This window comes from Micromonospora sp. NPDC005305 (assembly GCF_040607315.1).
Taxonomy (GTDB): domain Bacteria; phylum Actinomycetota; class Actinomycetes; order Mycobacteriales; family Micromonosporaceae; genus Micromonospora.
Window position 1 is genome coordinate 335044 of record NZ_JBEXGL010000002.1, and the last position, 25715, is coordinate 360758.

Annotated in this window: 22 protein-coding genes, 1 tRNA gene and 1 pseudogene; 8 read left to right on the forward strand and 16 right to left on the reverse strand. The window is 73.2% G+C overall.

Annotation, left to right across the window (positions count from 1 at the left end; translation table 11 throughout):
• Positions 1-57 precede the first annotated feature (57 nt).
• From pknB to ABZS80_RS04785, 7 genes are read right to left on the reverse strand one after another with little or no spacing between them, the layout of a single operon-like run.
• Positions 58-1878, reverse strand: coding sequence for a Stk1 family PASTA domain-containing Ser/Thr kinase (gene pknB, locus ABZS80_RS04755; protein ID WP_355054459.1), 1821 nt, complete (start codon positions 1876-1878; stop codon positions 58-60).
• The gene (locus ABZS80_RS04760; RefSeq protein ID WP_355054460.1) at positions 1875-3221 is read right to left on the reverse strand and encodes a protein kinase; all 1347 of its coding nucleotides are present in this window, start codon (positions 3219-3221) and stop codon (positions 1875-1877) included. The genes pknB and ABZS80_RS04760 overlap by 4 nt, the downstream gene beginning before the upstream one ends.
• 1 nt (position 3222) lies before the next feature.
• Positions 3223-4725 (reverse strand): penicillin-binding transpeptidase domain-containing protein, encoded by a 1503-nt coding sequence (locus ABZS80_RS04765; protein WP_355054461.1) that lies wholly within the window; start codon positions 4723-4725, stop codon positions 3223-3225.
• Positions 4722-6215, reverse strand: coding sequence for an FtsW/RodA/SpoVE family cell cycle protein (locus ABZS80_RS04770; protein WP_355054462.1), 1494 nt, complete (start codon positions 6213-6215; stop codon positions 4722-4724). The genes ABZS80_RS04765 and ABZS80_RS04770 overlap by 4 nt, the downstream gene beginning before the upstream one ends.
• A gap of 28 nt (positions 6216-6243) precedes the next feature.
• On the reverse strand, positions 6244-7683 hold the full coding sequence (locus ABZS80_RS04775) for a PP2C family serine/threonine-protein phosphatase (RefSeq protein WP_355054463.1): 1440 nt from the start codon (positions 7681-7683) through the stop codon (positions 6244-6246).
• Positions 7680-8165: an FHA domain-containing protein gene (locus ABZS80_RS04780; RefSeq protein WP_088959602.1), complete on the reverse strand. Its 486-nt coding sequence runs from the start codon at positions 8163-8165 to the stop codon at positions 7680-7682. The genes ABZS80_RS04775 and ABZS80_RS04780 overlap by 4 nt, the downstream gene beginning before the upstream one ends.
• Positions 8166-8171: 6 nt before the next feature.
• A complete protein-coding gene (locus tag ABZS80_RS04785) occupies positions 8172-8960 on the reverse strand; it encodes a DUF3662 and FHA domain-containing protein (RefSeq protein WP_151464078.1) in 789 nt (262 codons plus the stop codon).
• Positions 8961-9169: 209 nt separating this feature from the next.
• On the opposite strand from ABZS80_RS04785, the gene ABZS80_RS04790 reads away from it, so the two are divergent.
• From ABZS80_RS04790 to ABZS80_RS04805, 4 genes are all read left to right on the forward strand, one after another.
• A tRNA-Leu gene (locus tag ABZS80_RS04790) sits at positions 9170-9255 on the forward strand.
• Between the two features lie 71 nt (positions 9256-9326).
• The gene (locus ABZS80_RS04795; protein ID WP_355054464.1) at positions 9327-10436 is read left to right on the forward strand and encodes an NAD-dependent epimerase/dehydratase family protein; all 1110 of its coding nucleotides are present in this window, start codon (positions 9327-9329) and stop codon (positions 10434-10436) included.
• Positions 10433-11239, forward strand: a complete 807-nt coding sequence (locus tag ABZS80_RS04800) for a WecB/TagA/CpsF family glycosyltransferase (RefSeq protein ID WP_151464080.1) — start codon at positions 10433-10435, stop codon at positions 11237-11239. Before ABZS80_RS04795 ends, ABZS80_RS04800 begins: the two co-directional genes overlap by 4 nt.
• Positions 11240-11475: 236 nt before the next feature.
• The gene (locus ABZS80_RS04805) at positions 11476-12078 is read left to right on the forward strand and encodes a hypothetical protein (RefSeq protein ID WP_355054465.1); all 603 of its coding nucleotides are present in this window, start codon (positions 11476-11478) and stop codon (positions 12076-12078) included.
• On the opposite strand, the gene ABZS80_RS04810 is transcribed toward ABZS80_RS04805, so the two are convergent.
• The 3 genes from ABZS80_RS04810 to ABZS80_RS04820 all read right to left on the reverse strand — a co-directional run bounded on the left by ABZS80_RS04810 (position 12046) and on the right by ABZS80_RS04820 (position 13673).
• Positions 12046-12444, reverse strand: a complete 399-nt coding sequence (locus ABZS80_RS04810; RefSeq protein WP_355054466.1) for a hypothetical protein — start codon at positions 12442-12444, stop codon at positions 12046-12048. The two genes, ABZS80_RS04805 and ABZS80_RS04810, sit on opposite strands and share 33 nt — an antisense overlap.
• A 156-nt stretch (positions 12445-12600) precedes the next feature.
• Positions 12601-12822, reverse strand: coding sequence for a DUF397 domain-containing protein (locus ABZS80_RS04815; RefSeq protein WP_151464083.1), 222 nt, complete (start codon positions 12820-12822; stop codon positions 12601-12603).
• Positions 12792-13673, reverse strand: coding sequence for a helix-turn-helix transcriptional regulator (locus ABZS80_RS04820; protein ID WP_355054467.1), 882 nt, complete (start codon positions 13671-13673; stop codon positions 12792-12794). The genes ABZS80_RS04815 and ABZS80_RS04820 overlap by 31 nt, the downstream gene beginning before the upstream one ends.
• A gap of 628 nt (positions 13674-14301) precedes the next feature.
• Between ABZS80_RS04820 and ABZS80_RS04825 the strand changes: the two genes are divergently transcribed.
• Complete coding sequence (locus ABZS80_RS04825; RefSeq protein ID WP_151464085.1) at positions 14302-14589, forward strand: hypothetical protein; 288 nt, start codon at positions 14302-14304, stop codon at positions 14587-14589.
• Positions 14590-14688: 99 nt separating this feature from the next.
• On the forward strand, positions 14689-15138 hold the full coding sequence (locus ABZS80_RS04830) for a hypothetical protein (protein WP_355054468.1): 450 nt from the start codon (positions 14689-14691) through the stop codon (positions 15136-15138).
• Positions 15139-15141: 3 nt separating this feature from the next.
• Here the strand turns inward: ABZS80_RS04830 and ABZS80_RS04835 are convergent, their stop codons facing one another.
• The gene (locus ABZS80_RS04835; RefSeq protein ID WP_355054469.1) at positions 15142-16077 is read right to left on the reverse strand and encodes a PASTA domain-containing protein; all 936 of its coding nucleotides are present in this window, start codon (positions 16075-16077) and stop codon (positions 15142-15144) included.
• A 101-nt stretch (positions 16078-16178) separates the two neighbouring features.
• Positions 16179-16889 (reverse strand): PASTA domain-containing protein, encoded by a 711-nt coding sequence (locus tag ABZS80_RS04840; protein WP_355054470.1) that lies wholly within the window; start codon positions 16887-16889, stop codon positions 16179-16181.
• A 94-nt stretch (positions 16890-16983) separates the two neighbouring features.
• Here ABZS80_RS04840 and ABZS80_RS04845 point away from each other — a divergent pair.
• Positions 16984-17847 (forward strand): annotated as a pseudogene (locus tag ABZS80_RS04845) (hypothetical protein); the annotation flags it as partial.
• 750 nt (positions 17848-18597) lie between these two features.
• On the opposite strand, the gene ABZS80_RS04850 reads toward ABZS80_RS04845, so the two are convergent.
• Both ABZS80_RS04850 and ABZS80_RS04855 read right to left on the reverse strand, forming a co-directional pair.
• Positions 18598-20076 (reverse strand): glutamate--cysteine ligase, encoded by a 1479-nt coding sequence (locus ABZS80_RS04850; protein WP_355054471.1) that lies wholly within the window; start codon positions 20074-20076, stop codon positions 18598-18600.
• Between the two features lie 255 nt (positions 20077-20331).
• The gene (locus ABZS80_RS04855) at positions 20332-20913 is read right to left on the reverse strand and encodes a YceI family protein (protein WP_355054472.1); all 582 of its coding nucleotides are present in this window, start codon (positions 20911-20913) and stop codon (positions 20332-20334) included.
• A 101-nt stretch (positions 20914-21014) separates the two neighbouring features.
• Here ABZS80_RS04855 and ABZS80_RS04860 point away from each other — a divergent pair, with 101 nt between their 5' ends.
• Positions 21015-21506 carry a MarR family transcriptional regulator gene (locus ABZS80_RS04860; protein ID WP_355054473.1) on the forward strand — a complete coding sequence of 164 codons (492 nt, stop codon included), beginning with the start codon at positions 21015-21017 and terminating at the stop codon, positions 21504-21506.
• Positions 21507-21733: 227 nt separating this feature from the next.
• Here the strand turns inward: ABZS80_RS04860 and ABZS80_RS04865 are convergent, their stop codons facing one another.
• Together ABZS80_RS04865 and ABZS80_RS04870 are read right to left on the reverse strand one after the other, a co-directional pair.
• On the reverse strand, positions 21734-24382 hold the full coding sequence (locus ABZS80_RS04865) for a helix-turn-helix domain-containing protein (protein ID WP_355054474.1): 2649 nt from the start codon (positions 24380-24382) through the stop codon (positions 21734-21736).
• A gap of 124 nt (positions 24383-24506) precedes the next feature.
• Positions 24507-25655, reverse strand: coding sequence for an acyl-CoA dehydrogenase family protein (locus tag ABZS80_RS04870; protein ID WP_355054475.1), 1149 nt, complete (start codon positions 25653-25655; stop codon positions 24507-24509).
• Positions 25656-25715: the final 60 nt, after the last annotated feature.

A 25715-nucleotide genomic window follows, 5' to 3' on the forward strand; every position in this document is an offset into this window, starting at 1 on the left:
CGTGGTGGTGCCCGGAACGACCGGACACCACCACCTCGCCAAACTGGAGCCCTGTGGTCAGGGCTGGCTGAACCTCGTCGGCGGCGTCACCGTCGGGAACGGGAACCCACCGCCGCCGCCGCCGGGGGTGGTCGGCGTCGTGCCCGGCGAGGGAGTGCCCGGGCTGGCGCTGTCGGTCGGCTCAGGCGCGGCGACGTCGACAAAGATCGTCACCCGCTCACCACGAGGCAGCTTCGAATCGGCCTTGGGGTTCTGTCGGCTGACCCTGCCGGCCTTGTCCGGAGCGACCTCCTCGCCGTCCAGCGTCCGCACCTCGTAACCGGCGTTCTTCAGCAGCCTCACCGCCGCGTCCTCGGAGAGGCCCACGACGTCCGGCACTTCGTTGACGTTGCCCCGGGAGACCTGGACCTTCACCTCGGTCCCCGCGGGGACCGTGCTGCCCGGTTTGGGGTCGACCTTGACAACGGTCCCCTTGGGCAAGCTGCTGTCGACGTCGTCGGAATCGACCTTGAGGTCCAGGTTCTCCAGCTGCTGCTTCACGTTCGCGAACTGGGAGTTCACCAGCCCGTCCGGGATGGTGACCTGCTTCGGGCCGCCGCAGATCTGGACCGTGACCGCGGTGTTCTTCTCCACCCGCTGGTTGAAGGCCGGATCCTGGCCCACCACGGTGCCCTTGTCGCACGTGGTGTTCTGCACCGGGTCGCCGGGCGTGAACCGCAGCCCAGCCTGGGTGAGGGCGGCCTGCGCCTCTGCCTGGGTCCGGCCCTGCAGCTGCGGGACGTTCACCTTCTCGGCGCCGGTCTGGTTGAGCCAGAGCGCGGTGGCCAGGGCGATCACCGCGAGCACGCCGAGCGCCGCGAAGGTGGCGATCACCCAGGAAGAGCTCTTCCGCTTCCGCGCGTCGCCGACCCGGGCCGGCGCCTGCTGGCGGGTCTGCGGGCCCATCACCTGGGTCTGCTGGTAGCCACCGGCCGCGGCCGGCGCCATCGGCATGGTCTCCTCGGCCGGCATGACCGGGGTGGCCAGCACCGGCCGGCCGGCGGCGGCGCGGAGCAGGTCCGCCCGCATCTCACCGGCGCTCTGGTAGCGGTTCAGCGGGTTCTTGGAGAGCGCCTTGAGGACGATGGCGTCCACGGCGGGGTTGACGTCCGGGTTGATGGTGCTCGGCGTGGGCGGCGTCTCCCGCACGTGCTGGTACGCGACGCTGACCGGGCTGTCCCCGACGAACGGCGGGTGCCCGCAGAGCAGCTCGAACAGCACGCACCCGGCCGCGTAGACGTCGGAGCGGGCGTCGACCGCCTCGCCACGCGCCTGCTCCGGGGAAAGATACTGCGCCGTGCCGATGACCGCGCTGGTCTGCGTCATCGTGGTGGCGCCGCTGGCCAGCGCCCGGGCGATGCCGAAGTCCATCACCTTGACCTGGCCGGTCTGGGTGAGCATCACGTTGCCGGGCTTGATGTCCCGGTGGATGATCCCGTGCCGGTGGCTGAACTCCAGCGCCGCGCACATGTCGGCGCAGATCTCCAGCGCCCGGCGTGGCTGGAGCCGGCCCTCGACGCCGAGCACCTCCTTGAGGGTCCGCCCGTTGACGAACTCCATCACGATGAACGGCAGCGTCTCGCCGGTCGGGGCGGTCTCCTCGCCGGTGTCGTACACGGCGACGATGGCCGGGTGGTTCAGCGAGGCGGCGTTCTGCGCCTCCCGGCGGAACCGCATCTGGAAGGTCGCGTCCCGGGCCAGGTCGGCCCGGAGCATCTTGATCGCGACATCCCGACCGAGCCGGAGATCGCGACCGCGGTGCACCTCCGCCATGCCGCCGTAGCCGAGCAGCTCGCCGACCTGGTACCTGCCACCGAGCAGGCGGGCCTGCGCTGTCATCGCGTCTCTCGTCCTTCGCTCGTCGTCGTCTCGCCGCCAGCCGGCCGGAGCCGTACCTCACGACGGTACGACGTGAAAACCGGATAGTCGCCCCCGTGGGCCCGCACCGCGCCGGAGGTCACGCTCACCGGAGCAAGCGCGCCGGGGTCGCCGGCCGCTGCATTGTTCCGGATTCTGTACGAAATCATCCCGGAGCAGGCAAGGACCAGCACGGCCAGCACGATGGCCAGCAGCCACCGCCCGGCGTGGGACCGGCGCGGGGCGGGCGCGACCGGCGGGCGGGCGTACCCGAGGGGGTGGGGCTGCCGGGGCGGCGGGACGGCCGCCGCGCCGCGCGGCGCGACCGGCGGGCGCGGCTGCGGGGCCGGCGCCACGGCGGTCGGGCGGGGCGCCACCGGCGGGCGGGCGGCCACCGCGGGCGGGCGGGGCTGCGGGCGCGTGGCCGTCGGGACCTGCGCCCGCGCGACCGGCGCGGCCGGGGAAGCGGGTACGCCGGAGATCGGGTGGCCGCCCCGCGCCTGCTGCGACAGGGCGAGCTTGGCCTGCCGGGCGACACCGGCCAGGGCGGCGGCGCTCGGCCATCGGGCCGCCGGGTCCTTCGCCAGGGCTCGCTCGACGATGGCCCGGACCTGCGACGGGATGTCGGCGGGGAGCGGCCGAGGCGCCTCGCGCACGTGCTTCATGGCGATCTCGAGCGGGTTGTCCCCCTCGAAGGGCCGCCGGCCGGCCAGGCACTGGTACGCGACCACGCCGAGCGCGTAGACGTCGGAGGCGGGCGTGGCGACGGCGCCGGTGGCCTGCTCCGGGGAGATGTAGGAGGCGGTGCCGAGCACCGAACCGGCGGCGGTGAGCTGGCCAACCAGGTCGGAGCGGGCGATGCCGAAGTCGGTGAGCACCAGCGTGCCGTTGGGCCGGACCAGCAGGTTGCCGGGCTTCACGTCGCGGTGCACGATGCCCTTCTCGTGGGCGGCGTGCAGCGCGTCGGCAGCCTGGGCGAGCAGGGCCATGGTCCGGGCCGGGGTGAGCCGGCCGACCCGGCTGAGCGTCGAGGAGAGCGCGTCGCCCTCCACGTACTCCATGACCAGGAAGGCGATCTGCTGGTCACTGCCGAAGTCGTAGACGTCGACCACGCCGGGGTGGTTGATGGTGGCCATGGTGCGCGCCTCGCCGCGGAACCGCTCGGCGAAGCCCGGCTCGTCGAGCAGGGCGGGGAGCAGGCTCTTGACCGCGACCGTGCGGCCCAGCACCTGGTCGGTGCCGCGCCAGACGTCGCCCATGCCACCGCTGGCGATCCGCTCGTCGAGGCGGTAGCGGTTGCCGAGCTGCACACCCGGGCTGAGCATGTCAGCGGCCTTCCGCGATGGCCGCCGCCATGATCCGGCCGCCGATGCGGGCCGCCTCGGCACTGCCGCCGCTGCCCGCCTGCTCCAGCTCGACACACACGGCCGACACCGGGGTGCCGTTCTTATCCAGGGCGAAGCCGATGAACCAGCCGTGGTCGGGGGTGTTCGGGCCGGACTGGGCGGTGCCGGTCTTGCCGCCGACGGTGTAGCCCTCGAAGGCGGCCTTCCGGCCGGTGCCCTCCTTGACCACGTTGACCATCATGTCCCGCAGGTCGCCGGCGACCTGACCGCTGACCGGCTGGCGCAGCTCGCGCGGCTTGGCGGCGTCGTAGACGGTGGTGCGGTCCGGCCCGAGCAGCTGCTTGACCAGGTACGGCCGCATCTGGCTGCCGCCGTTGGCGACCGTGGCGGCGATCAGCGCGCCCTGCAGCGGGGTCATCCGCACGTTGTTCTGGCCGATCGAGGACTGGGCCAGCGCGGCCGGGTCGGTGCCGCCATCCGGGTTCTGCATGTCCCCGGTGCGGCTGGCCGCCACGGGCAGGCCGCCCTTCTCGCCGGCTTCGCCGACCGTGAGGTCGTCCTGCTCGAAGCCGAACGCGCGGGCCTTCTCCTTGATCTTGTCCGCGCCGAGCCGGACGCCGAGCTTGGCGAAGCCGGTGTTGCAGGACTCGGTCACCGCCTCGCGGAGGCTGACCTGGGCCTCCGGGCAGATCGACGGGGCGGCGTTGCGGATCGGCGTGCCTGAGGTGGGCGGCGTGTAGCTCGACCCGGCCGGGATGTCGGTCTGCTGGGTGACGCCGTTCTCCAGCGCCGCCGCGGCCACCACGATCTTGAAGGTGGAGCCCGGCGGCAGGGTCTCGGCGAGCGCGCGGTTCGCCAGCGGGCGGTCCTTGTCCTTGTCGAGCTTGTTGTACTCCGCCGTGGCCTTGCTGGTGTCGTGGCTGGCCAGCGGGTTCGGGTCGAAGCTCGGCATGGAGACCAGCGCCTGCACCGCCCCGGTCCGCGGGTCGATCGCGATGGCCGCGCCGCGCTTCGCACCGACCTGGTTGTCGTTGAGCTGCTTGTACGCCGCCTCTTGGGCCCGCTTGGAGAGGGTCAGCAGCACGTTGCCGCCACCGGTCTGATCGCCGGTGAACATGTCCTTGATCCGGTTGGCGATCAGCTGGTCGCTGGTGCCGGCGAGGAAGTCGTTCTCCAGCCGCTCGATGCCGGTGTCGCCCAGGTTGACCGGCTTGTAGCCCAGCGCGTGCGCGTACATCGCGCCGCCCGGGTAGGTGCGCTGGAACTTCAGCTTGCCGTCGGTCTCCTTGCTGAGCGCGACCGCGGTGCCACCGACCTCGATGTTGCCGCGCTTGCGGTCGTACTCGGCGACCTGGACCCGGCCGTTGTAGTCGCTGTTGCGGTATTCGTCGGCCTTGTAGCCCTGGATCCAGTTCAGGTTGGCGAAGAGCAACCCGAACAGGATCATGACGACCACGCCGACGCGGCGCAGGGGTGCGTTCACGGCCGGATCACCTCCGTGGGGGCACCGTGCAACTGCTCCGGCGGGCCACCCGAGGGCCGGGCCGCCGGACCGCCACCGCCGGTCACCGGTCGGCGAGCGCCGTCGGAGACCCGGAGCAGCACCGCGATCAGCAGCCAGTTCGCCATCAGGGACGAACCGCCGGCGGAGAGGAACGGGGTGGTCTGGCCGGTCAGCGGGATGAGCTTGCTGATCCCGCCGACGATGACGAAGACCTGCAGGCCCAGGGTGAAGGCCAGGCCGCCGGCGAGCAGCTTGCCGAACGAGTCCCGGACCGCCAGCGCGGCCCGCAGCCCCCGCTCGACGATCAGCAGATAGACCACCAGCAGCGCGGAGAGGCCGAACAGGCCGATCTCCTCACCGATGCCGGCGAAGATGAAGTCGGTCTGCACCTCGGGCAGCAGGGTGGGCTGCCCGCCACCCGGACCGGCACCGAACAGGCCGCCGGTGCCGAGCGTGAGCAGACCCTGGACCAGCTGGTAGCCCCGGTCGTACGGCTCCGCGAACGGGTCCAGCCAGATCTGCGCCCGGTCGTAGAAGTTGGCGAACGGACCGCCCACCGTGCTGCCCAGCGCGTACGCCAGATAGGCGCCGCCGAAGAACAGGATCAGACCGATGAGCAGCCAGCTCACCCGTTCGGTGGCGATGTAGAGCGTCACCACGAACATGCCGAAGTAGAGCAGCGACGTGCCCAGGTCCTTCTCGAAGACCAGCACCAGGAGGCTGATCAACCAGACGACGAGGACCGGGCCGAGGTCCCGCCCGCGCGGGAAGTCGACGCCGAGCACCCGGCGGCTGGCCAGCGAGAGCACCTCGCGCTTGCGGACCAGGTAGTACGCGAAGAAGGCGAGCAGGGCGAGCTTGGCGAACTCACCCGGCTGGATCTGCCCCAGCCCGGGCACGATGATCCAAAGCTTCGCGCCGTTCCTCTCGGAGAACCGTGCCGGCAGCACCGCCGGGATCATCACCAGCACGATGCCGGCCAATCCCAGGGTGTACGCATAGCGCGACAGCGAGCGGTGGTCCCGCATGATCGCCAGCAGGCCGGCGGCGAGCACCACCGCGCCCAGCGTCCAGGCGAGCTGTTGCCCGCCGGTGCCGGCGAAGATGGCCAGGGTCTCCCGCTGCTCGGGAGGGGACTGAGCCAGGTCGTAGCGACGCAGGAAACCGACGCCGATGCCGTTGAGCAGGGCGACCGCCGGCAGCAGCGCCGGGTCGGCGAACGGCGCCAACCAGCGGATCACCAGGTGCAGGCCCAGGAAGACCAGCCCCAGCGCGGCGGCCGGGATCCAGAAGTCCGGGGTGACCGTGTCCAGCACGTTCGCCTCGACCGTCGCCGCGTATGCCGCCACCAGGACCATGGCGAGCAGGAGCAGGGACAGCTCGGCGTTGCGCCGGGACCGTGCCAGGCGCACACCGGGCTGCTCGCCCGTCGAGGCGGGCGAGGCGGCCGGTGTGGCGGCTGCGGTCACGGATGTGTCCTCGGGATCGAGCCGGCGCTCACTCGGGCGACCGGCAGCCGGCCGGGTCGACCGGCGGAACCGTGTCCGAGGGGACGGCATCGGGCGTGGTGGTCGGCGTCGGCGTCGGGGTCGGCCCCGCGGTGGCCGTGGCGGTGGCTGGCGGCACGGCGCTGCCGCTGACCGCCGGGGCCAGCGAGCCGCCGGTCGGGGACGGGGTCGGGCTCACCGGACCGGCCGTCGGGCTGGGCGGGCAGATCGGCTTCAGGTTCGGGTTGGCCGGGTCGTCGCTGGTCAGCTCGGCCAGCCGGCGCTCGGCGTCCGGCTCGCTCCGCGCCTGGATGCCCTGCTTCACCTGCTCCTGGGCGGCCAGGGTGAGGTCGTCGAGCTTCGCGTCGCTCGTGGCGTGCACGTTCGACAGGTCGAGCCCGGCGACCTGGCCGGGGACCCCGCGGAACACGGCAAGCTGCCCGCCGTCGGTGGCGCCCACGTAGTACTGGCGCTGCGTGTAGCTCCAGCCGCCGAAGAGGCCGCCGCCGACGATGACCAGCAGCGCCAGCAGCATCGCCGCGGTGCGCAGCGGGTGCCGGCGGTGTCGCTCGGGCTCGTCGTCGCGGTTGTCCGTCGGTTCCTCGGGCGCGGGCGCACGGGGAGCCGACAGCGCCGAGGCGCGGGCCGCCGGGGTGGAGACGTCGGCCGAGGTGGCCATGCCGCGGTCCCGGGCCGCCGCCCCGCCGACGATCGGGGACGCCTCGACGATGTCCTGGTCGGTGGCGTCCGCGATGATCACGGTGATGTTGTCCGGGCCGCCGCCGCGCAGCGCAAGCTGCACCAGGCGCTCCACGCACTGCTGCGGGTCGGTGTATTCGCGCATGGTGTCGCCGATGGTGTCCGCGCTGACCACCCCGGAGAGACCGTCCGAGCAGATCAGGTAGCGGTCACCGGGGAGCACCTGCCGGACGCTGTATTCCGGGTCGATGTCCCGGCCGTCCAGCGCCCGGGTGAGCAGCGAGCGCTGGGGGTGGCTGCTCGCCTCCTCCGCGCTGATCCGGCCCTCGTCGACGAGCATCTGGACGTAGGTGTCGTCCTTGGTGATCTGCGCAAACTCGCCGTTGCGCAGGAGATAGGCCCGCGAGTCACCGATGTGGACCATGCCGAGCTTGCTGCCCGAGAAGAGGGTCGCGGTCAGCGTGGTGCCCATCCCCTCCAGCTGCGGGTTGGCGTCCACGGTGTCGCGGAGTTGTTGGTTGGCGGTGCCGACGGCGGAACGCAGCGCGTCGACGAGGGCGTCCCCGGGGACGTCCTCGTCCAAGGGCGCCATGGCACCGATGACGATGTTGCTGGCGACGTCACCGGCGGCCATGCCGCCCATGCCGTCGGCAACGGCAAGCAGCCGCGGCCCGGCGTAGACGGAATCCTGATTACCGTCTCGGATCAGACCGCGGTCGCTGTGGGCCGCATAACGCAGGGTCAGAGTCATGGCCGTAATTCGAGGGAAGTGCGGCCGATCCGGATCGGCACGCCGAGGGGGACGGGGGTTGGTCCGGTGACCTTAGCGCGATCCAGGTAGGTGCCGTTAGTCGATCCGAGGTCCTCGACGAACCACTGCCCCTCGCGCGGCACGAGCCGGGCGTGTCGCGCCGAGGCGTAGTCGTCGGTGATCACCAGCGTGGAGTCCTCGGCCCGACCGATGGTGATCTGGGCCTCCCCGAGGGTGATCCGGGTGCCGGCCAGTTGGCCGGCGGTGACCACCAGCTGGTGCGCGGCCCTGCCCCGCTTCACCTTCGCCGGCTTCGCCGCCTGCCCGGTCGACGCCCCGACGGCGCGCGGCGCGGCCACCAGGCGACCCGACCGGGCCCCCGCGAAGAGGTCCCGGCGGATCACCCCGACCACCGTGAACACGAAGATCCACAACAGGATGAGGAACCCGAACCGGGCGACGGTGATGACGAGTTCCGGCAACGCGGGTCAGCCGTCCACGCGGAAGGTCAGGGTCGTCGTGCCGAGCTGGATCATGTCGCCCGGGTTGAGGGCGACCGCCGAGACGCGCTGGCCGTTGACCATCGTGCCGTTGGTGGAGCCGAGGTCGGTCAGCACGACCTGGCCGCCGTCGAAGTCCAGCCGGGCGTGGCGCCGGGAGATGCCGACGTCGGGCAGGCGCAGGTTGGCCTGGTCGCCGCGGCCGATCACGGTCGAGCCCATCTGGAGCGGGTAGGTGCGGCCGTCGCCGGAGACCAGGCGGACGTTGCGACCGCCGCCCTGCCCCGGGGGCGGGCCGTAGCCGCCGCCCTGGTCGTAGGCGGGGTAGGCCGGGCCGGCGTCGTAGCCGCCGGGCGCGGAGACCGGGGCGACGTCGCCGCCGGTGTAGACCTCCGCGGTGACCCGGAACATCCCGGTGTCCAGCCCTTCACCACGCTCGACCTCGACGATCACGTCGCCGTAGACCGTCCACGCCTGCTCGCCGATGAACTCCGCCTGCGACTGGGCCAGCTCCTGGGCCAGCGCGGCGGCGTACGGCGCCAGACGACTGTGGTCGTACGGCGAGAGATCGATCACGTAGCGGTTGGGCACCAACGTGCGCCCACCGGCCAGGATCGCCTTGTGCGCCTCGGCCTCCCGCTGCATGGCGTTGAGGATCTCCACGGGGTGGACCACCCCTTTGAAGACCTTGGCGAAGGCCCCCTCGACCAGGCCTTCCAGACGCTTCTCGAAGCGTTGCAGCACGCTCACCGGCTCCTCCTCGGGTCCCGAGGCCATGATGGTATCCGGACACCGCCTCCGCAGCTCACACGCCGCTCGGCCGGCTGCCGGCGGCCCGTTCGTGACCAGCCCCGCGATCGTGCTAAAGTTTCGTCCGCCACGAACGGTGATCGCTCGTGGCGATGACCGGGATCAGCGTAATATGTCCGGGCACCCGCCGCAGGCGGTGGGCGCGGGATGAGATACGGTGTTGCAGGTCAAGCCACGGGGAAGTGGCGGAATGGCAGACGCGCACGGTTCAGGTCCGTGTGCCCGAAAGGGCGTGGGGGTTCAACTCCCCCCTTCCCCACCATCACGAGGGCTCCGCGGTCAGCGGGGCCCTCGCTCCGTATCGGGGCGTGCCGGACGTCACGCTATGCTCCGATGGTTTCCCTGCCCCCGATGGACCAGGAGTGGCGTGTGACTGTCGCGTTGGTGACCGGTTCGGGCGGTCTGATCGGCTCCGAGGCGGCCCGGCACTTCGCCGGGCTCGGTCTCGACGTGGTCGGCATCGACAACGACATGCGGCGTTACTTCTTCGGCGAGGACGGTTCGACCGCCTGGAGCCTCGACCGCCTCGCCGCCGAGCTGGGCCGCTCCTACACCCACCACGCCGTGGACATCCGGGACCGGGACGGCCTGGAGCAGGTCTTCAAGAAGTACGGCTCGGACATCGCCGTCGTGATCCACAGCGCCGCCCAGCCGAGCCACGACTGGGCCGCCAAGGAGCCGTACACCGACTTCGACGTCAACGCCGGCGGCACCCTGAACGTGCTGGAGAACACCCGGCGGCACGCCATCGACGCGCCGTTCATCCACTGCTCGACCAACAAGGTCTACGGCGACCGCCCGAACACCCTGCCGCTCATCGAGCTGGAGACGCGCTACGAGCTGCCCGAGGACCATCACTGGTACGACGGCATCACCGAGGACATGTCGATCGACGAGTCGCTGCACTCGATCTTCGGCGCCTCCAAGGTCGCCTCGGACGTGATGGTCCAGGAGTACGGCCGGTACTTCGACATGAAGACCGCCTGCTTCCGGGGCGGCACGCTGACCGGCCCGGCGCACTCCGCCGCCGAGCTGCACGGCTTCCTGGCGTACCTGATGCGCTGCGTGATGGAGGGCCGGACGTACAACCTCTTCGGCTACAAGGGGAAGATGGTCCGGGACGCCATCCACTCGCGGGACGTGCTCACCGCGTTCGAGGCGTTCTTCCGCGAGCCGCGCTCGGCGCAGGTCTACAACCTCGGCGGCGGCCGGCACTCGAACACCTCGCACATCGAGGCGTTCCGGATCGCCGAGGACATCACCGGCCGGGTGGCGAAGATCAACTACGTCGAGCAGGCCCGCACCGGCGACCACCAGTGGTACGTCAGCAGCATGGCCCGGTTCGAGGAGCACTACCCGAACTGGAAGATCACCTACGACGTGCGGATGATCCTCCGCGAGATCTACGAGGCGAACGTCGACAAGTGGGTGCCGAAGGCATGACCACCGGCACCAAGCGGAACGTGCTCGGCGTACTCGTCGACGCGACCGACTACGCCCGGGCGACCGAGGCCGTGGTGGCCGCCGCGCACGACCGCCGTCCGCTGGCCCTCACCGCGCTCGCCGTGCACGGCGTGATGACCGGGGTGCTCGACCGGGCGCACAACGCCCGGCTCAACTCCTTCGACGTGGTCACGCCCGACGGGCAGCCGGTGCGCTGGGCGCTCAACCTGCTGCACGGCGCCGGCCTCACCGACCGGGTCTACGGGCCGGAGCTCACCCTCCGGGTGCTCGCCCGCTTCGCCGACGAGGGGCTGCCGGTCTACCTCTACGGCTCCACCGAGGCGACCCTGTCCCGCCTGGTCCCGGCCCTGGAGCGGAAGTTCCCGGCGCTGAAGATCGCCGGCGTCGAGCCGTCCAAGTTCCGGTCGCTCCAGCCGGGCGAGGACGCCGAGATCGCCGATCGGATCAAGGCCAGCGGCGCCCGGCTCGTGCTGGTCGGGCTGGGCTGCCCCCGGCAGGAGGTCTTCACCTACGCCATGCGGCCACTGCTGGACATGCCGCTGATGGCCGTCGGCGCGGCTTTCGACTACCACGCGGGGCTGCTGCGCAACCCCCCGCCGTGGATGCAGCGGGCCGGGCTGGAGTGGTTCTGGCGGCTCGGCCTCGAACCGAAGCGGCTCTGGCGCCGCTACGTCATCCTCAACCCCGCCTACCTGGCGCGGCTGGCCGCGCAGAAGACCGGCGTGTGGAAGGCCACCCCGCCGGCCCCGGCCACGGAACGCCCGGCCACCTTCGACGTCTGAGCCCGCAACGACGCCCGGCGGCCACCCCGAGGGGGACCGCCGGACGCCGGTGGGAGAGGTTGGCTCAGGGGATCGGCACTGACCGATCGTTAAGAGGTTAGGTCAGCGGTGGAGACACTGTGAACATGCCGGATCCGCCATAACGCCGACGGGATGACCCCTACGGGAGGCGTACGGGAGGAACCGGGGTGCCGCCCCGGATTCGGTGGGCGTCGATCCGGGCCAGGCTGGGCACCATGGACGAGCCTCTCACCGTGCTGCTCCCCGTCGCCGCCGTCTGGCTGGCCGCCGGCGTGGTGGCGGACGGGCTGCCCCGGCTGGACCGCGCCCGCGCGCTGCGACGGCGTACCGGATGGTTGTCCGCCCTGGTCCTCACCGGCCTGGCGCTGACCGCGGCCGTCCTGGCGGTGGGCCTGCAGAGCGCCGGCACGACGGCGCTCGACCGGGCCGGCGCCGGGCTCACCCTCGCGGCGGCCCCCGCGCTGGTCGTCGCGGTCTGCACGGTACGCCGGGTCCGGTGGCTGCGGGCCGGCGCGGGCGCGTTCGCCGCCGCGCCGGACACCCCGGCCCCGCACGGCCTGCGGGCCGCCGCCGCGCACCCGCTGATCGGGCTGCCGCTCCAGGTGACCGCGCTGGCGGCGCTCGACGCGGTGCTGCCGGCCGCGGGCGTCGACCTGTTCGCGAGGCCGGCCGTCACCGGGCCCGCGATCACCGTCGCGGTGCTCGGTGTGATCGCGATCGGGGTACGGCACGCCCTGCGGCACAACCGCCTCGCCGAGCGGGCGCTGCCGCCCGCGGCCGCGGCGTCAACGCGGGCGGGCCGCCCCCTGCATGTATAGCAGCTCCAGGATCGCCCGGGTCGCCTCGAACCAGCGGTCCAGCCAGCCCGGCGGGGGCACGCTGCCCTTCGGCGGCAGCTCCATCAGCAGGCCGCGCAGCAGCGGATGGTCCACGAGGGACTCCTGCTGCTCCATCGGCCAGCCGGTCGGCGGGAAGGACGGCTCGGTGAGCGGGTTCGGGTCGAGCGACGGCAGCGAGAGCGGCGGGCCGGGCTGTTCCGGTGCGGCGGCGTCCCGGCCGATCTCGGCGTCGCCGGAGCCCACCTCGGTAAGGACGCTGTCCCGGCGCGCCCCGCGGTACTTGCCACCGAACCGCTCGGGCTTGCCCGGGCCGTTGGTCAGATTCTCTGAACCGATCGTCGTCATCCGTCTCGCCTGCCTCGCTCGGTTGCCGATCTGTGCGGTTCAACGAGGCGGAACGGAACTGGCGACGGGTGCGCGCAACCGGCCAGGGCAGACGGAATGGTCCCGCCCGGCGACGCTGCCGGGCGGGACCACGCTTCTGGGGGGCGGGCCGCCGGATCAGTGCCCGGGGAACGCACCGCCCCTGGCGCCGGCGACGAAGGCGTGCCAGTCACCCGGGGCGAAGACCAGGGCCGGGCCGGTCCTGTCCTTCGAGTCCCGGACGCCGACCGCCCCGGTCACATACGCGACCTCCACGCAGTTGTCACAGTTCGGCCCGCTCTTCGAGCTCTTGAACCACGTCGCCTGCGTCAGGTCCACGGGGAACTCCTTGGTCGCCATTTCCACAACGGCTCCTCTGCCAGTTTTGCGATGTGTGCGATGGATTCCTCCGGGCGAATGGCCGCTGCTCGAATGTGATCGAAGATGAAGCTGTACTTCTGTAGCTCGTCGCTCTTCTCGAGGAAGAGCCCACCCGTGGCGTTCTCCGCGTACACGACATCGGGATCACTCGGTTCGGGGAAGCTGAGGATCGTGAAGGTCCCGTCCATGCCGGCGTGCGCGCCCACCTCGAAGGGCAGGACCTGCAACGTCACGTTCGGCAGTTCGGCCACCTCCACCAGCCGTTTGAGCTGGCCACGCATCACCGCGTCGCCGCCAACCGGCCGGCTCAGCACCGCCTCATCGAGCACCACCCACAGATCGACCGGATCGTCCTGGGTCAACAACGACTGACGGCCCAGTCGGACACGCACCCGCTGTTCGACCTGTTCGGCGGTGAAGTCCGGCCGAGCGGCCCGGATCATCGCCCCCGCGTACTCCTTGGTCTCCAACAGGCCCGGCACGACCTGTTGTTCGTACGCCCGGATCGAGCTGGCCGCCGCCTCCAGTCCCACGTACGCCCCGACCAGCACCGTGCTGTACGGATGCCACCAGCCCTTCTGCCGGGCCTCGCGGGCGATCTGCACCAGCTCGTCGCTCTCGGCGCCGACCACCCCGTAGATGCGGAGCATGTCCCGCACGTCGCGCGGTGTTGCGGTGGTGTGACCGGTCTCGATACGGGAGATCTTGGAGGCCGAGCACTCCAACTGCTCAGCGACCGTCTCGATGGTGATGCCGGCAGCTTCGCGCTGCCGGCGGAGTTCCGCCCCCAGGCGTCGACGCCGGATGGTCGGACTGCGCCGCTCGCTCACGACGTCACCCCACGGGTCGATGGACGGGGATTCCCACTCCTCGCGCGCACCCGGCTACCTCCGGTCGGTCGCGCCCGGTTTCACACCCGCCGGGGGCGCGACCGGCATACGGCGGGCGAGCGTTCGCGGCAGGGGTGGTGCCGGTCGTCGACCGGCCGCGACGGGCGAAACCGGCGTCCAGTGTGCCGCCCCGGGACCTGAGGCTTCAAGCGTCCCGTTCACGTGTCCTGCTCGCGTATCGGCAAAAGTCGACGTGCAACTTGCATGAAGCACGTCGCTGATGCACTCTGTCGGTATGGCACGGGTTACTCACCGTCTTCGCATGATCTCCGGGCGTGGTCGCACCACGGGCCGCGGGACGGCGGGAGGGGAGCCGTCCCGCGCCCTGCGACCTGCCCCGGGATGAAGACCCCGCCGCTGCACGCCAGCTTGGTTGTGGCGGCGGGAGCGGTAACCGGGAGCAGCCGGGTGATGGTCGGGTGGCGGTCCGCCACCGCGGGTACGGCCCGACCAGCACCGACCCACTGATCAGCCGGTCCACGAGGTAGATCCCCCGTCACCGGACCGCCCTGTCCCCCCGATCAGCCTCGCCGGCCCGCCCGCCGGCCGATCCTTCCCAGGAGCCCATGTGCTTCCCCGCTCCGGTGACGTACTGCACGTGACACGCGCGGCGAGTGTCCAGTTCCTCCGACCGATCATGTTCCGGGTGATCCGGGTGCTCGACTGGCCGACCTACGACGGTTGGCTCTGGCTCGACGGCTACGAGTTGAACGCGGCGGGGGACGCGGTCAACCGGCGGTCGATCTTCGTACAGCAGGAGGGGCTGCGGCACCTTCAGGCCGCGCCGGCCCCGCGCCCGCACACCGTCCGGACGGCCCGCCGTCCGGTGGCCCGGACCCCGGTCCGGGTCGGCTGACCTCACGAATCCCGGTCGGGGGGCGTGCCGCCGCCATAGAATCGGTACGCCCACCCCGGCAAACGCTCCACCCCGCGCGCTCCGGACCCTGAACCTGGGATGGTCATGGTCAATCTGCCCGCCGCGCGGCGGCACCACCGGTCCCGTATCGGCTATGCCCTTGGGCTCCTCGCGTTCCTCGGCGCCGCGACCGCACTCGCGCTCGTGGTCCGCCACCCCGCCTTCTCCGCGACCCAGGAGTTGACGGAGCCGGTCCCGGCTCCGGAGATCACCGTGGCCGGCGAGGGCAACCGGCCGGCCACGGACCCGGAGGAGGACGAGCCCGCCTGGGTCGATCCACCGGTGGCCGGCGCGCGGGGCGGCGACCTCGTCGCCCCGTCGACCCCCGACCACGGCGGTGGCGGGGCCGGGGCCGGGGAGGCCGCGCTCGCGGAGCGCCCGTCGGCCGCCACCGACCTCAGCCGGTCGCTGTTCTACTCCGGCCTGCTCGGCCTCGCCATCTCGCTGGCCGGGCTGGGCCTGGTCGGCACCCGGCGCCGCCAGTGGTGACGTTCAGGGCGTGGCGGTGGCCGTGGGTGAGGGCGTCGAGGTGGTGGGGTCCGTCGTCGGCTCCGCGGCCCGGGCCACCACGATGCTGACCCGGTCCCCCTCTTCCACCGGCTCGCCGGCCCCCGGACTGGTCTCGATCACCGTTCCGGCCGGTCGGTCCGACGTCCGGTACCGCACCCGGTAATCCACGCCCAGTTGGTCGAGGGCCGCCCGGGCGGCGGACTCCGGCAGCCCCACCAGCGGCGGCATCGGCACCTCGGCGGCCGCCGTCGTGGTCGGCGGGCTGCTCGGCGGCGAACTGCTCGGCGCAGCCGTGCTCGGCGTCGCGCTGGTCCGCGCGGCGGTCGGCGCGGCCGAGGGCGACAGGCCCGGTTCGGCGTCGCGGTCCGCCGCGCGGAGCGCCAGCCAGACACCCAGCCCGATCAGCGCGATCAGCACCAGCGCGAGGACGCCCAGCAGGATCGGCATCCACCAGCGACGGCCCGCCTGCTCCTCCGTGTACCACTCGCCGCCGGGCTCCGGGTACCCGGCCGCCCTCGGTGGCGGCACTCCCGCGCGCCCGGACCAGGCGGGGCTGACCGGCTCCGGGCGGGTGGTGGCGTCGATCGGCCGGCGTGCTCCGGCGCCACCGTCCCCGCGGGGCATCGGGCGGGTCGCATCGCCATCTCCACCGCCGGACGGGTTCGACGGCATGGCGCGGGTCGCGTCGGCATCCTCGCCCCCGGCCGTCCCACGTGGCATCGCGCGGGTGGCGTCCGCGTCCTCGCCGCCGGAGGTGTCGCGCGGAAGCGCGCGGGTCGCGTCGGCGTCCTCGGGCGGGGTGGGACGGTCGGGTGGCGTGGCGCGGGTGGCGTCCGGGTCGGCGCCGCCCCGGTCGGAAGGAAGGGCCCTGGTCGCGTCCGGATCCTCGGCGGGCGGCTCCTGGCGGTCGTCGCTCATCGCACGTCCTTTCCCCACCGGGACAGGGCGGCCTGGCCCTCCGTAGTCCACGGTAGCCGTCCGCCCCACCCTGGGCAGGCATCAGCGCGCCGGGCCGCCGGTCACGGCGAGGGCAGCGGACTGGCGGTCGGCGGGGTGGAGGGCTCGTCGCCGCAGGTGAGGGTCACCGGGTCGTTCCACCGGGCCGCGCTTCCCGGTCCCGGGTCCTGCGCGGTGACCGGACCCTGGCGGCCGGTGCGGTAACGGGGGTAGAGACCGGCGGCCACCAGGTCGTCCGCCGCGCCGGCGCAGCCCTGGGCGAGCAGGTCGGGCACGGCGACGGCCGGCGCCGCGCCGGCGACCCAGAGGGTGACGGTGACACCGCGCTTCACCGGCGTACCGGGGTCGGGCGAGGTGCGCTGGACGGTACGGCCGGACCCGCTGCCGAACACCAGCCGCCAGCCGAGCTTGCGGTCCCGCAGCTCCCGGCGGGCCTGCTCGAAGTCGGTGCCCACCACCTGCGGCACGGTCAGGCCGGCGGGGGTCGTGGTGCGCGTACCGGTCGGCCGGTCGTCGGCGGCGCTCGGCGGCGCGGCGGTCGGCGTGGTGGCGTCGACCGCGGGTGCGGTGGGGCCCGCGGCGGGCGGCGGGGTCGGCCCGTCCGGCTCGCCGGCGAGGACCCAGCCGCCGCTCGCCCCGATCACCGCCAGCAGGGCCATGGCCAGGCCGCCACCGAGGAGCAGCCGGGTCCGGTCCCGCCCCGGTTCGGCGCGTACCCCGGGCTGCCGGTCCGGGTACCCCTCGTCCGTCATCGCGTCCCCCGCCTCAGTCACCGGCGACCGTATCCGGCGCCGCCAAGCCCCTCACGGCCGATCCGGACTACGCCACCACTCGCCGCGCCGACCTTGGGACGCTACGCTCCCCGGCATGGCCAGACGGGGCTGGGGAGGATCGACCGCCGCCGCGCTCGGCGTCGCCGCCGGTGCGGGCGCCGCGCAGCTCGGCTTCGGCTACGGGCTCGGCATCATCAACTGGGCGCCGGCCGGCGCCGCCCGCGTCGAGGCGGCCTGGGTGGCCAGCCTCGCCTGGGCGACCTGGATCTCCGCGACGTCCGTGATCGCCGGCGCGGTCTGCGCCCAGCGGCTGCGCGGCGCCGACGAGCCGGCGGGCGCCCTGCCGCGGCTCGGCCTGGCGCTCGCCGCCGGGGTGGGCGCGGTGATCACCGTGCTGCTGGTGGCCGTGCCGGCCCGGGCCGCGCGCGTGCCGGACACGTCCTCGCCGCAGGCCGTGGCCGCCGGGTACGCGGCCGCCGGGCTGGTGCTCGGGGTGCTGCTCGCGACGTGGGCGCTGCACACCCGAGCCGCCGCCGCCAACCTCATCGCCACCACCGGCTGGCTCTGGCTGCTCGCCGTGGTGTCGGTGGTCGACGGGGTGCTCTCCGGCCGTGGCCTGAGCACCGCCCAGCTCGGCATCTGGCAGATCAGCGCGGACAGCGGCCGGTTCTGGATCCGCGACTACTTCTACTGGCCGGGGGCACTGCTCTCGCTCGGTTCGGCGCTGCTGATCGGGGTGCTGGCGGCCCGGCGGGCGGTCCGCGCCCCGGAGCGACGGGTCGGGGCGGCGGCCTCCGGGGCGGCCGGCCCGCTGCTGGTCGCGCTGGCCTACCTGCTCGCCGTGCCGAGGCTCGCCGGGATCGCCGCCGAGCAGGTGTCGGCCCACCTGATCGCCCCGTACGCGGTGATCGCCGGGATCGGCGGCTCGGCCCTGGTGGCCGCGCTGGCCCAGCGGGCCGGCCACCGCGCCGCCGAGCGAGCCGACGTGAGCCTGCCCCACCAGCGCACCGGGGAGGCGGACCGGTTGCCGAGGGACGAGCCGGACCAACTCGCCGCTGCCTACCGGGAGCCGCCCGTCGACCGGGAGGCGGCCACCGATTCGTCGGACGCTGCCGGGGCGGTGCCCGGCACGGGACGGCAGACCCGTCGGTTCTTCGGTCGGCGCGCCTCGGGAACGGCCACGCCGAGCGCCAGCCGCGAGGTCGACGACGAACGCGGGGCCGAGGCCACGTCGGTCGAGCCGATGGACGAGCAGGTCACGTCCGTGGGGCGGCGGCAGACCCCGGCGGCCGCGGGCACCGATCCGTTCTCGGGCGGGACGGCGACAGCCGGTGTCCCGAGCGTCGCGGCCAACCGGGACACGGTGCCGGAGACCGTTTCCGTCAAACGCGGCAGGGCCATCCCGCCCCAGCGGAAGCCCGAGTCCGGCGCGCAGGCCGGCACCGACCCGGCGCGAGCGGGCACCGACCCGGTCCGGCCGGAATCCACCGGAGACGAGCCGCAACCGGCCGGATCCGCGACGGCGGAGCGGGCGGGTGACAGCGCGGCGGAGAGCGGCGCGACCGCCCCCACCACCGGACCGAAGGCCCGTCGCCGCAGCCGCTGACCGTCAAGGGCGAAGCCGTATCGCCGATCTGGCGGTGTCGACGGGTGCCCGATACCGCCACCTCCCGCGACCTGGAGTCGATCAAGCGGCCAGCGGCATCGGTCAGTCGACGGGCCAGGTGTGGACGGGTTCGTTGCCGCGTTGCAGCTCGGCGTACCGCTGGACCATGTGGTGCAGGGCGGCTTTCCGGTCCAGGCCGCGGTGGCGCTCGGCCGCCCACACCGTCTCGGTCTGCCAGACCGCGCCGTTGCGGCCGGTGCGGCAGCGCTCCTCGATCACGCCGAGGAGGCGGTCACGCTCGGCCGGGGCGACGCCGAACCGGTCCAGCCCTTCCGCGGCGGTGGGCAGCAGCGTGTCGAGGACGAGCGTGGTGACCGGCACGTCGCCGAGCCCGGGCCAGTGCAGCACGGCGTTGATGCCGCGCCGGGCGGCGGCGTGGAAGTTCTCCTCAGCGGAGCTGAAGGTGAGCTGGCTCCAGATCGGCCGCTCCGCCTCGGCCAGGCCGCGGGCGAGGCCGAAGTAGAAGGCCGCGTTGGCGAGCATGTCCACCACGGTCGGCCCGGCCGGCAGCACCCGGTTCTCCACGCGCAGGTGCGGGCGGCCGCCCATGATGTCGTAGACCGGGCGGTTCCAGCGGTAGACGGTGCCGTTGTGCAGGCGCAGCTCGCCGAGCTGGGGCACGCCGCCGGCGTGCAGCACCTCGACCGGGTCCTCGTCCTCGCAGATGGGCAGCAGGGGCGGGAAGTAGCGGACGTTCTCCTCGAACAGGTCGAAGATCGACGTGATCCAACGCTCGCCGAACCACACCCGGGGGCGTACGCCCTGGGCCTTCAGCTCGTCCGGGCGGGTGTCGGTGGCCTGCTCGAACAGGGCGATCCGGGTCTCCGCCCAGAGCTGCCGGCCGTAGAGGAACGGCGAGTTGGCGCCGATCGCCACCTGCACGCCCGCGATGGCCTGGGAGGCGTTCCAGTAGTCCGCGAAGCTGTCCGGCGCGACCTGGAGGTGGAACTGGAGGCTGGTGCAGGCGGCCTCGGGCGCGATCGAGTCGGTGTGCGTGCGCAGCCGCTCGACGCCGCGGATGTCCAGCTCGATGTCCTCGCCCCGGGCCCCGACGATCTGGTCGTTGAGCACCCGGTAGCGCTCGTCGGTGGACAGGTTGTCGGCGACCAGGTGCCGCTCGGTGAGGGTGGGCAGGATGCCGACCATCACGATCTTCGCGTCGGACTTGGCGGCCCGCTCGTCGGCGCGGCTCAGGCTGCTGCGCAGGTCGTGCGCGTAGTCGGCGAAGCCGGCGCCCTCGATGAGCCGGGGTGAGGCGTTCAGCTCCAGGTTGAACTGCCCCAGCTCGGTCTGGAAGAGCGGGTCGGCGATGTCGGCCAGGATCTGGTCGTTGCGCATGGCCGGCTCGGCGGCGGCGTCGACCAGGTTCAGCTCGATCTCCAACCCGGTCATCGGCCGGTCGGCGTCGAACCCGAAGTCGTCCAGCATCAGGGCGAAGACGTCCAGGCACCGCCGGACCTTCTGCCGGTAGCGGACCCGGTCCTCCCGGGAGAAGGCGCCCTGCTCGACGTCTCTGCCCATCTGTCCTCCCGGCGCCGGCGCCACGGAACCGTACGGTTCCGCAACGCATTGTGAACCATTCACGTTGAGTGCGTAAGTGCGCCCGGGGCCGTCGGATGGGCGGCTGGGCGCAGGTCTGGACTCCTACCCAGCCGGGGGCCGCGGCACCGCGGTCAACCTGCGAACAACACGTGACAATTCGCACCCCCTGCGTACGACGAACGGGCCCGCGCCGTCGGGTGACGGTGCGGGCCCGTTCAGGGCGTACGCGGAGGATCAGGCCTGGCGGACGGCCTCGCCCTCGATCTCGATCTTGATCTTCTTGCCGACCAGGACGCCGCCGGTCTCCAGGGCGACGTTCCAGGTCAGGCCGAACTCCTCACGGTCGATCTCGGTGGACGCCGAGAAGCCGAAGATGTCCTGGCCGAACGGGCTGCGGCCGACGCCCTCGAACTCGACGTCCAGGTCGACCGGGCGGGTCACGCCCTTGACGGTGAGCTCACCGGAGAGCACGAACTCGTTGCCGTCGCGGGACTTGACGCCGGTGCTGCGGAACTCCAGGGTGGGGAACTGCTCGGCGTCGAGGAACTCCGCGCTGCGCAGGTGCGCGTCGCGGTCGGTCTGGGCGGTGTTGATGCTGGCCGCCTGGATGGTGGCGGTCACCGACGACTGCGTGGGGTCCTCGGCCACGGTGATGGTGGCGCTGGCCTCGGCGAACTCACCGCGTACCTTGCTGACCATCATGTGCCGGGCGACGAACCCGACGCGCTTGTGAGCCGCGTCCAGCAGGTAGGTGCCGGCGGTCGGGATGGTGAGACCCTCCCAGTCGCGGGTAACCGCTTCGATGCTGCTGGTCATGCTGGTGTCCTCCAGGGGAGATTGTTTAGTAGCCCAACGACTGACTGAGCAACTATAGGCATAGCAATATTCCCCGTGTCAAGGACTGCTAGGATGGCAGCGTGGACCAGAACGTGTTCGACGATCCCCGGATCACCGCCATCGGCCTCCTCTTCGAGGCCAGCGCCGGGCTGTCGGCCCGGTTCGCCGCCCAGTTCGAGGAGCACGGCCTCTCCCCGGTCGAGTTCGAGGTGCTGATGCGGCTCACCCGGTCGCCGGGTCACCAGCTGCGGATGACCGACCTCGCGGCGCAGACCTCCCTGTCCACCAGCGGGGTCACCCGTGTGGTCGACCGGATGGAGCGCGACGGCCTCCTCCGCCGCCGGGCCTGCCCGTCCGACCGGCGCAGCTCGTACGCGGTGGTCACCGCGGCCGGCCTGAGCCGGCTGGACGACACCCTCCCCGGGCACCTGCGGATCATCGAGGAGTGGTTCACCGGCCAGCTCGCCCCGCCTCAGCTGGAGGCGCTCCTAGACGGCCTGCGCCGGGTGCGCGACGCGGTGCACCCGGGGGCGACCGCCGGCAGCACCGAGCCAGCGCCCGCCGACTGCTGACCGGCGGACGGGCCCGGCGTACCGGCGAGTCACCGGCAGAAAGACCGGCAGAACCGCCGGGACGCCGGGGCGTACCAGCGCAATAACGGCTAAATCACCCGCGCAGGCTGGATAGTCTTCCGGGCAGCGGGGGGGCACCGGGGGGTGCCGGCGCGAGCGATGAGCGAGGGGCAGCACCAGGGGGCTTTTTCGCTCGCGCCACCCCCGCGCCTTCTTCTCTGCCCGGTTCAGTCGGCCCGGTCGGCGCGTTCCCGGCGGGCCACCAGTGCGTAGAGCAGGGCCTCCTCCCGGGGCACCAGCCTGATCCCGGTGGTCCGGCAGGCCCGGTCCAGCCGGTCCAGCACCGCCACGTCGGTGGTGCTCGCCGCCAGCCCCACCAGCGCCTCCACCAGGTCCCGCCGCTCGCCACCGCCGGCCGCCGAGTCAGCCGCCGCGCTGAACCACTCCGCCGCCAGCTCCCGGTCGCCCCGGTGCAGGGCGAGATGGCCCTCGATCAACGCGCAGACCACCCCCTCCGGCGGGACGTCCCGGCGCTCCGGGTCGAGGGTCTCCACGCCCCGCGGCCGGCGCTGCCCCGGCATCGGGTGCGCCGGCCGCAGCTCGGCCACCACCTCCAGCGCCTCCGCCGCCCGCCCTTCGAGGGCGAGTGCGAGCCCGACCGTGCCGACCACCCGCCGCCACCGCCCCGGTTCGCCCAGCTCCACGAGCCCGCCCGCCACCCGCCACCCCTGCTCGACGGCGTCGACGTACCGGCCCTCCAGCCGGGTCACCTCGGCCAGATCGGCCCGGGCCAGCAGGCGGAGCCGCTGCTCCCCGCACTGGGTGGCCAGCCGGTCGACGGTGGCCAGCCGGCGCCGCGCGCCGGCCAGGTCCGCCGCCCGTACGTCGTGCCAGGTGAGGTGCTGGTGGGCGACGGCCATCTCGCGAACCCGGCCGTGCCGGGTGGCCAGCTCCAGCGCCGCCTCGGCCTGCTCCCGGGCCTGCCCCTGCGTGCCGGCGGCGCTGAGCAGCACACACAGCACCGACCGGGCGGACAGCTCCCCGGTCACGTCCCCGGCCGCCCGGAAGATCGCCAGCGCGTTGCGGGCGGCCGGCAGCTCCACACCGCCGGCGCCGTGCTCGGCGGCGAGCCGGGCCGTCCCGAGCAGGGCCCAGGCCCGCAGCACCGGCGACGCGTCCGCGGTCCGCGGGTCGGCCAGCAGCCGGCGCAGCCAGCGGCGCCCGGAGACGTCCCGCCCGCGCAGCCGCCACCAGCGGGGCAGTGCCGCCGCCAGGAGCAGCGCGGTCGCCGGATCGTCCTCGGCGGCGTGCGCCAGGGCGGCAGTGATGTCACTGGTCGCCTCGTCGAGCAGGTGGACGGCGGCGGGCAGCTCCGCGCCGACCAGGTTCGGGGCGGTACGCCGTACGAGCCCGGCAACCACCACGGCGTGCCGGCGCCGGATCCCGGTCAGCTCCCCTTCGACGGCCGCCTGCTCGGTGGCGAAGTCGCGGACGGCGTCCAGCAGGCGGAACCGGAACGGGCCGGCGCCCCGGACGCTGAGCAGCCCGAGCTCCCGCAGCCGGTCCAGCAGGGGAACGGCGTCCCGCCGCTCCTCGCCGTCGGCGAGCAGGTCCTCGGCCAGCTCCACCGACCAGCGGTTGCGGAACGCGGAGAGCCGGCGCAGCGCCGCCCGTTCCGCGGGCGCCAGTAGGTGATAGCTGGTCGCCACCGCCTCGCGCAGGGTCACCGTGCCGGCGGCGAGGTCGGCGGCCTCCCAGCCGGGGCGCCCGCCCGCCAGGTCGAGGACCCGATCCCCGTAGCGGTCGAGCAGTTCGGTGACGTCGAGGATCCGGCCGCGCGCGGCCATCAGCTCGATGGCCAGTGGCAGCCCGCCGAGGCGGCGCACCAGCGCGGCGAGCGCCGGCAGCTCGGCCCGGGTGGGCGGCTCGCTGCGTGCCTGGGCCAGCCGGGCGATGAACAGGGTCGCTGCCGGCCAGCGGGCCAGCTCCGCCACGTCGGCCGGCTCCTGACCGGCCGGCGGCACGTCGAGCGGCGCGACCGGCCGGACCAGTTCGCCGGGGAGCCCCACCGGACGCCGGCCGGTGACCAGCACCCGCAGCGTCGGCGCCGCCGCGACCAGGGCGCGCAGGGCCTCGGCCACCGGGCCGGGCGCCCGCTCCACCGCGTCCACCAGCAGCAGCGCGGGCCGAACGCCGAGCCGGCAGGGAAGGTCGGCCAGCCGGTTCACGCCGAGCACCGCGACGGAGGCGGCGAGCACGTCCGCGGCGTCGGAGCCCTCGCCGACCAGCACCCCGGCCACGCCGGCCGGATGGTCGGCGGCCGCCGCGTAGGCGACGGTGAGGGCGAGCGCGGTCTTGCCGACACCGGCCAGCCCGACCAGGCTGACCACCGGTCGCTCGGCGAGCAGGGCGGCCACCTCGTTGACGTCGCGGTCCCGGCCGAGCAGCGGGACCGGCTGGGGCAGCGCGATCGGCGTACCCGAATCGGTGGCGGCGGAGCCGGTGACCGGAAGATGCCGCGCGGCCGGACGCCGCGCGGCGGCGTCGGAACCGCTGGCCGGCGGCTGCGGCGCGGCGGCATCGGGACCGCCGGCCGGCAGGTCGGGCGCGACGGCCTGGACCGGACGGGCGGCCGTGAGGAACGCCTGCCGGGCCGGACCGGTCAGGCCCAGGGCGTCGGCGAGGAGGTCGACGGTGGTGCGCTGGGGCCGGGTGGCGCGACCCCGCTCCAGGTCACGGACGGTCCGCACGCCGACGCCGGCCCGGCTGGCCAGCTCGGCCTGGGTGAGGCTGGCGGCGAGCCGATGCCCGCGCAACAGGTCGGGCAGCGGGGTACGACCGCCCGGGCTCCGCGAACGATCATGATCGGGAGTCATGGGCACGAAGAGTACGGATCGGGTCGGACGCTCCACAGCCCATCGTCGGGCAGCCGACCGTCCACTGCCGATATCCGACAGACGGTGGACCCGCCCGGGCCCGACCGGCCCGGGCGGGCGCCGCTCACATGCCGAGATCGCGGGCGATGACCATGCGCTGCACCTCGCTGGTGCCCTCCCCGATCTCAAGGATCTTGGAGTCGCGCCAGAAGCGGGCCACCGGGTACTCGTTCATGAAGCCGTAGCCACCGTGGATCTGGGTGGCCTCGCGGGCGTTGTCCACGGCGATGGTGCTGGCGTGCAGCTTGGCGATGGCCGCCTGCCGCTTGAACGGCTCGCCGGCCAGCATCCGGGCGGCCGCGTCGTAGTAGGCGAGCCGGGCGGTGTGCGCCTTCATCTCCATGTCGGCGATCTTGAACTGGATCGCCTGGTAGTTGCCGATCGGCTGGCCGAACGCCTCGCGCTCCTTCGCGTACCTGAGCGACTCGTCGAGGCAGCCCTGAGCCAGGCCGACGGCCAGGGCCGCGATGGCGATGCGCCCCTCGTCGAGGATGCGCAGGAACTGGGCGAAGCCCCGGCCGCGCTCGCCGAGCAGGTTGCTCGCCGGCACCCGGCAGTCGTCGAAGGTCAGCTCGTGCGTGTCGGAGGCGGTCCAGCCGACCTTCGAGTAGCCGGGCGCCACGGTGAAGCCCGGCGTGCCGGACGGGACGATGATGGTCGAGAGCTCCTTCGAGCCGTCCGGCCTGACACCGGTGACCGCGGTGACCGTGACCAGCGCGGTGATGTCGGTGCCCGAGTTGGTGATGAACGCCTTCGAACCGTTGATCACCCACTCGTCGCCGTCCAGCACCGCCCTCGTCTGCGTGCCGCCCGCGTCGGAGCCGGTGCCCGGCTCGGTCAGCCCGAAGCTCGCGAGGGCCTCACCACTGAGCAGCTTCGGCAGCCACCGGGCCTTCTGCTCGTCGGTCCCGAACCGGTGGATCGGCATCGCGCCGAGCGAGACCGCCGCCTCCAGGGTGATGGCCACGCTGGAGTCGACCCGGGCCAGTTCCTCCAGGGCCAGGCAGAGCGCGAAGTAGTCGCCGCCCATGCCGCCGTGCTCCTCGGGGAACGGCAGGCCGAACAGGCCCATCTTGCCCATCTGACGGATGATCTCGTACGGGAAGGTGTGCTGCTCGTAGTGCTCGGCGATGGCCGGGGCGACCACCTCGCGGGCGAAGTCCCGCACGCTCTCCCGCAGCGCCTCTTGTTCCTCGCTGAGCCGGAAGTCCATCTGATCCTCCTGATGGGATGCCTCTGTGGACGGGCCGCCGGGCGCTCGTGGCGCCGGGTC

Excerpts from the sequence above, each read along its gene's own strand:
- pknB (WP_355054459.1), bottom strand. The coding sequence starts at position 1,878 with ATGACAGCGCAGGCCCGCCTGCTCGGTGGCAGGTACCAGGTCGGCGAG.
- ABZS80_RS04760 (WP_355054460.1), bottom strand. The coding sequence starts at position 3,221 with ATGCTCAGCCCGGGTGTGCAGCTCGGCAACCGCTACCGCCTCGACGAG.
- ABZS80_RS04775 (WP_355054463.1), bottom strand. The coding sequence starts at position 7,683 with ATGACTCTGACCCTGCGTTATGCGGCCCACAGCGACCGCGGTCTGATC.
- ABZS80_RS04785 (WP_151464078.1), bottom strand. The coding sequence starts at position 8,960 with ATGGCCTCGGGACCCGAGGAGGAGCCGGTGAGCGTGCTGCAACGCTTC.
- ABZS80_RS04795 (WP_355054464.1), top strand. The coding sequence starts at position 9,327 with ATGGTTTCCCTGCCCCCGATGGACCAGGAGTGGCGTGTGACTGTCGCG.
- ABZS80_RS04800 (WP_151464080.1), top strand. The coding sequence starts at position 10,433 with ATGACCACCGGCACCAAGCGGAACGTGCTCGGCGTACTCGTCGACGCG.
- ABZS80_RS04805 (WP_355054465.1), top strand. The coding sequence starts at position 11,476 with ATGGACGAGCCTCTCACCGTGCTGCTCCCCGTCGCCGCCGTCTGGCTG.
- ABZS80_RS04810 (WP_355054466.1), bottom strand. The coding sequence starts at position 12,444 with ATGACGACGATCGGTTCAGAGAATCTGACCAACGGCCCGGGCAAGCCC.
- ABZS80_RS04815 (WP_151464083.1), bottom strand. The coding sequence starts at position 12,822 with ATGGCGACCAAGGAGTTCCCCGTGGACCTGACGCAGGCGACGTGGTTC.
- ABZS80_RS04830 (WP_355054468.1), top strand. The coding sequence starts at position 14,689 with ATGGTCATGGTCAATCTGCCCGCCGCGCGGCGGCACCACCGGTCCCGT.
- ABZS80_RS04835 (WP_355054469.1), bottom strand. The coding sequence starts at position 16,077 with ATGAGCGACGACCGCCAGGAGCCGCCCGCCGAGGATCCGGACGCGACC.
- ABZS80_RS04850 (WP_355054471.1), bottom strand. The coding sequence starts at position 20,076 with ATGGGCAGAGACGTCGAGCAGGGCGCCTTCTCCCGGGAGGACCGGGTC.
- ABZS80_RS04855 (WP_355054472.1), bottom strand. The coding sequence starts at position 20,913 with ATGACCAGCAGCATCGAAGCGGTTACCCGCGACTGGGAGGGTCTCACC.
- ABZS80_RS04865 (WP_355054474.1), bottom strand. The coding sequence starts at position 24,382 with ATGACTCCCGATCATGATCGTTCGCGGAGCCCGGGCGGTCGTACCCCG.
- ABZS80_RS04870 (WP_355054475.1), bottom strand. The coding sequence starts at position 25,655 with ATGGACTTCCGGCTCAGCGAGGAACAAGAGGCGCTGCGGGAGAGCGTG.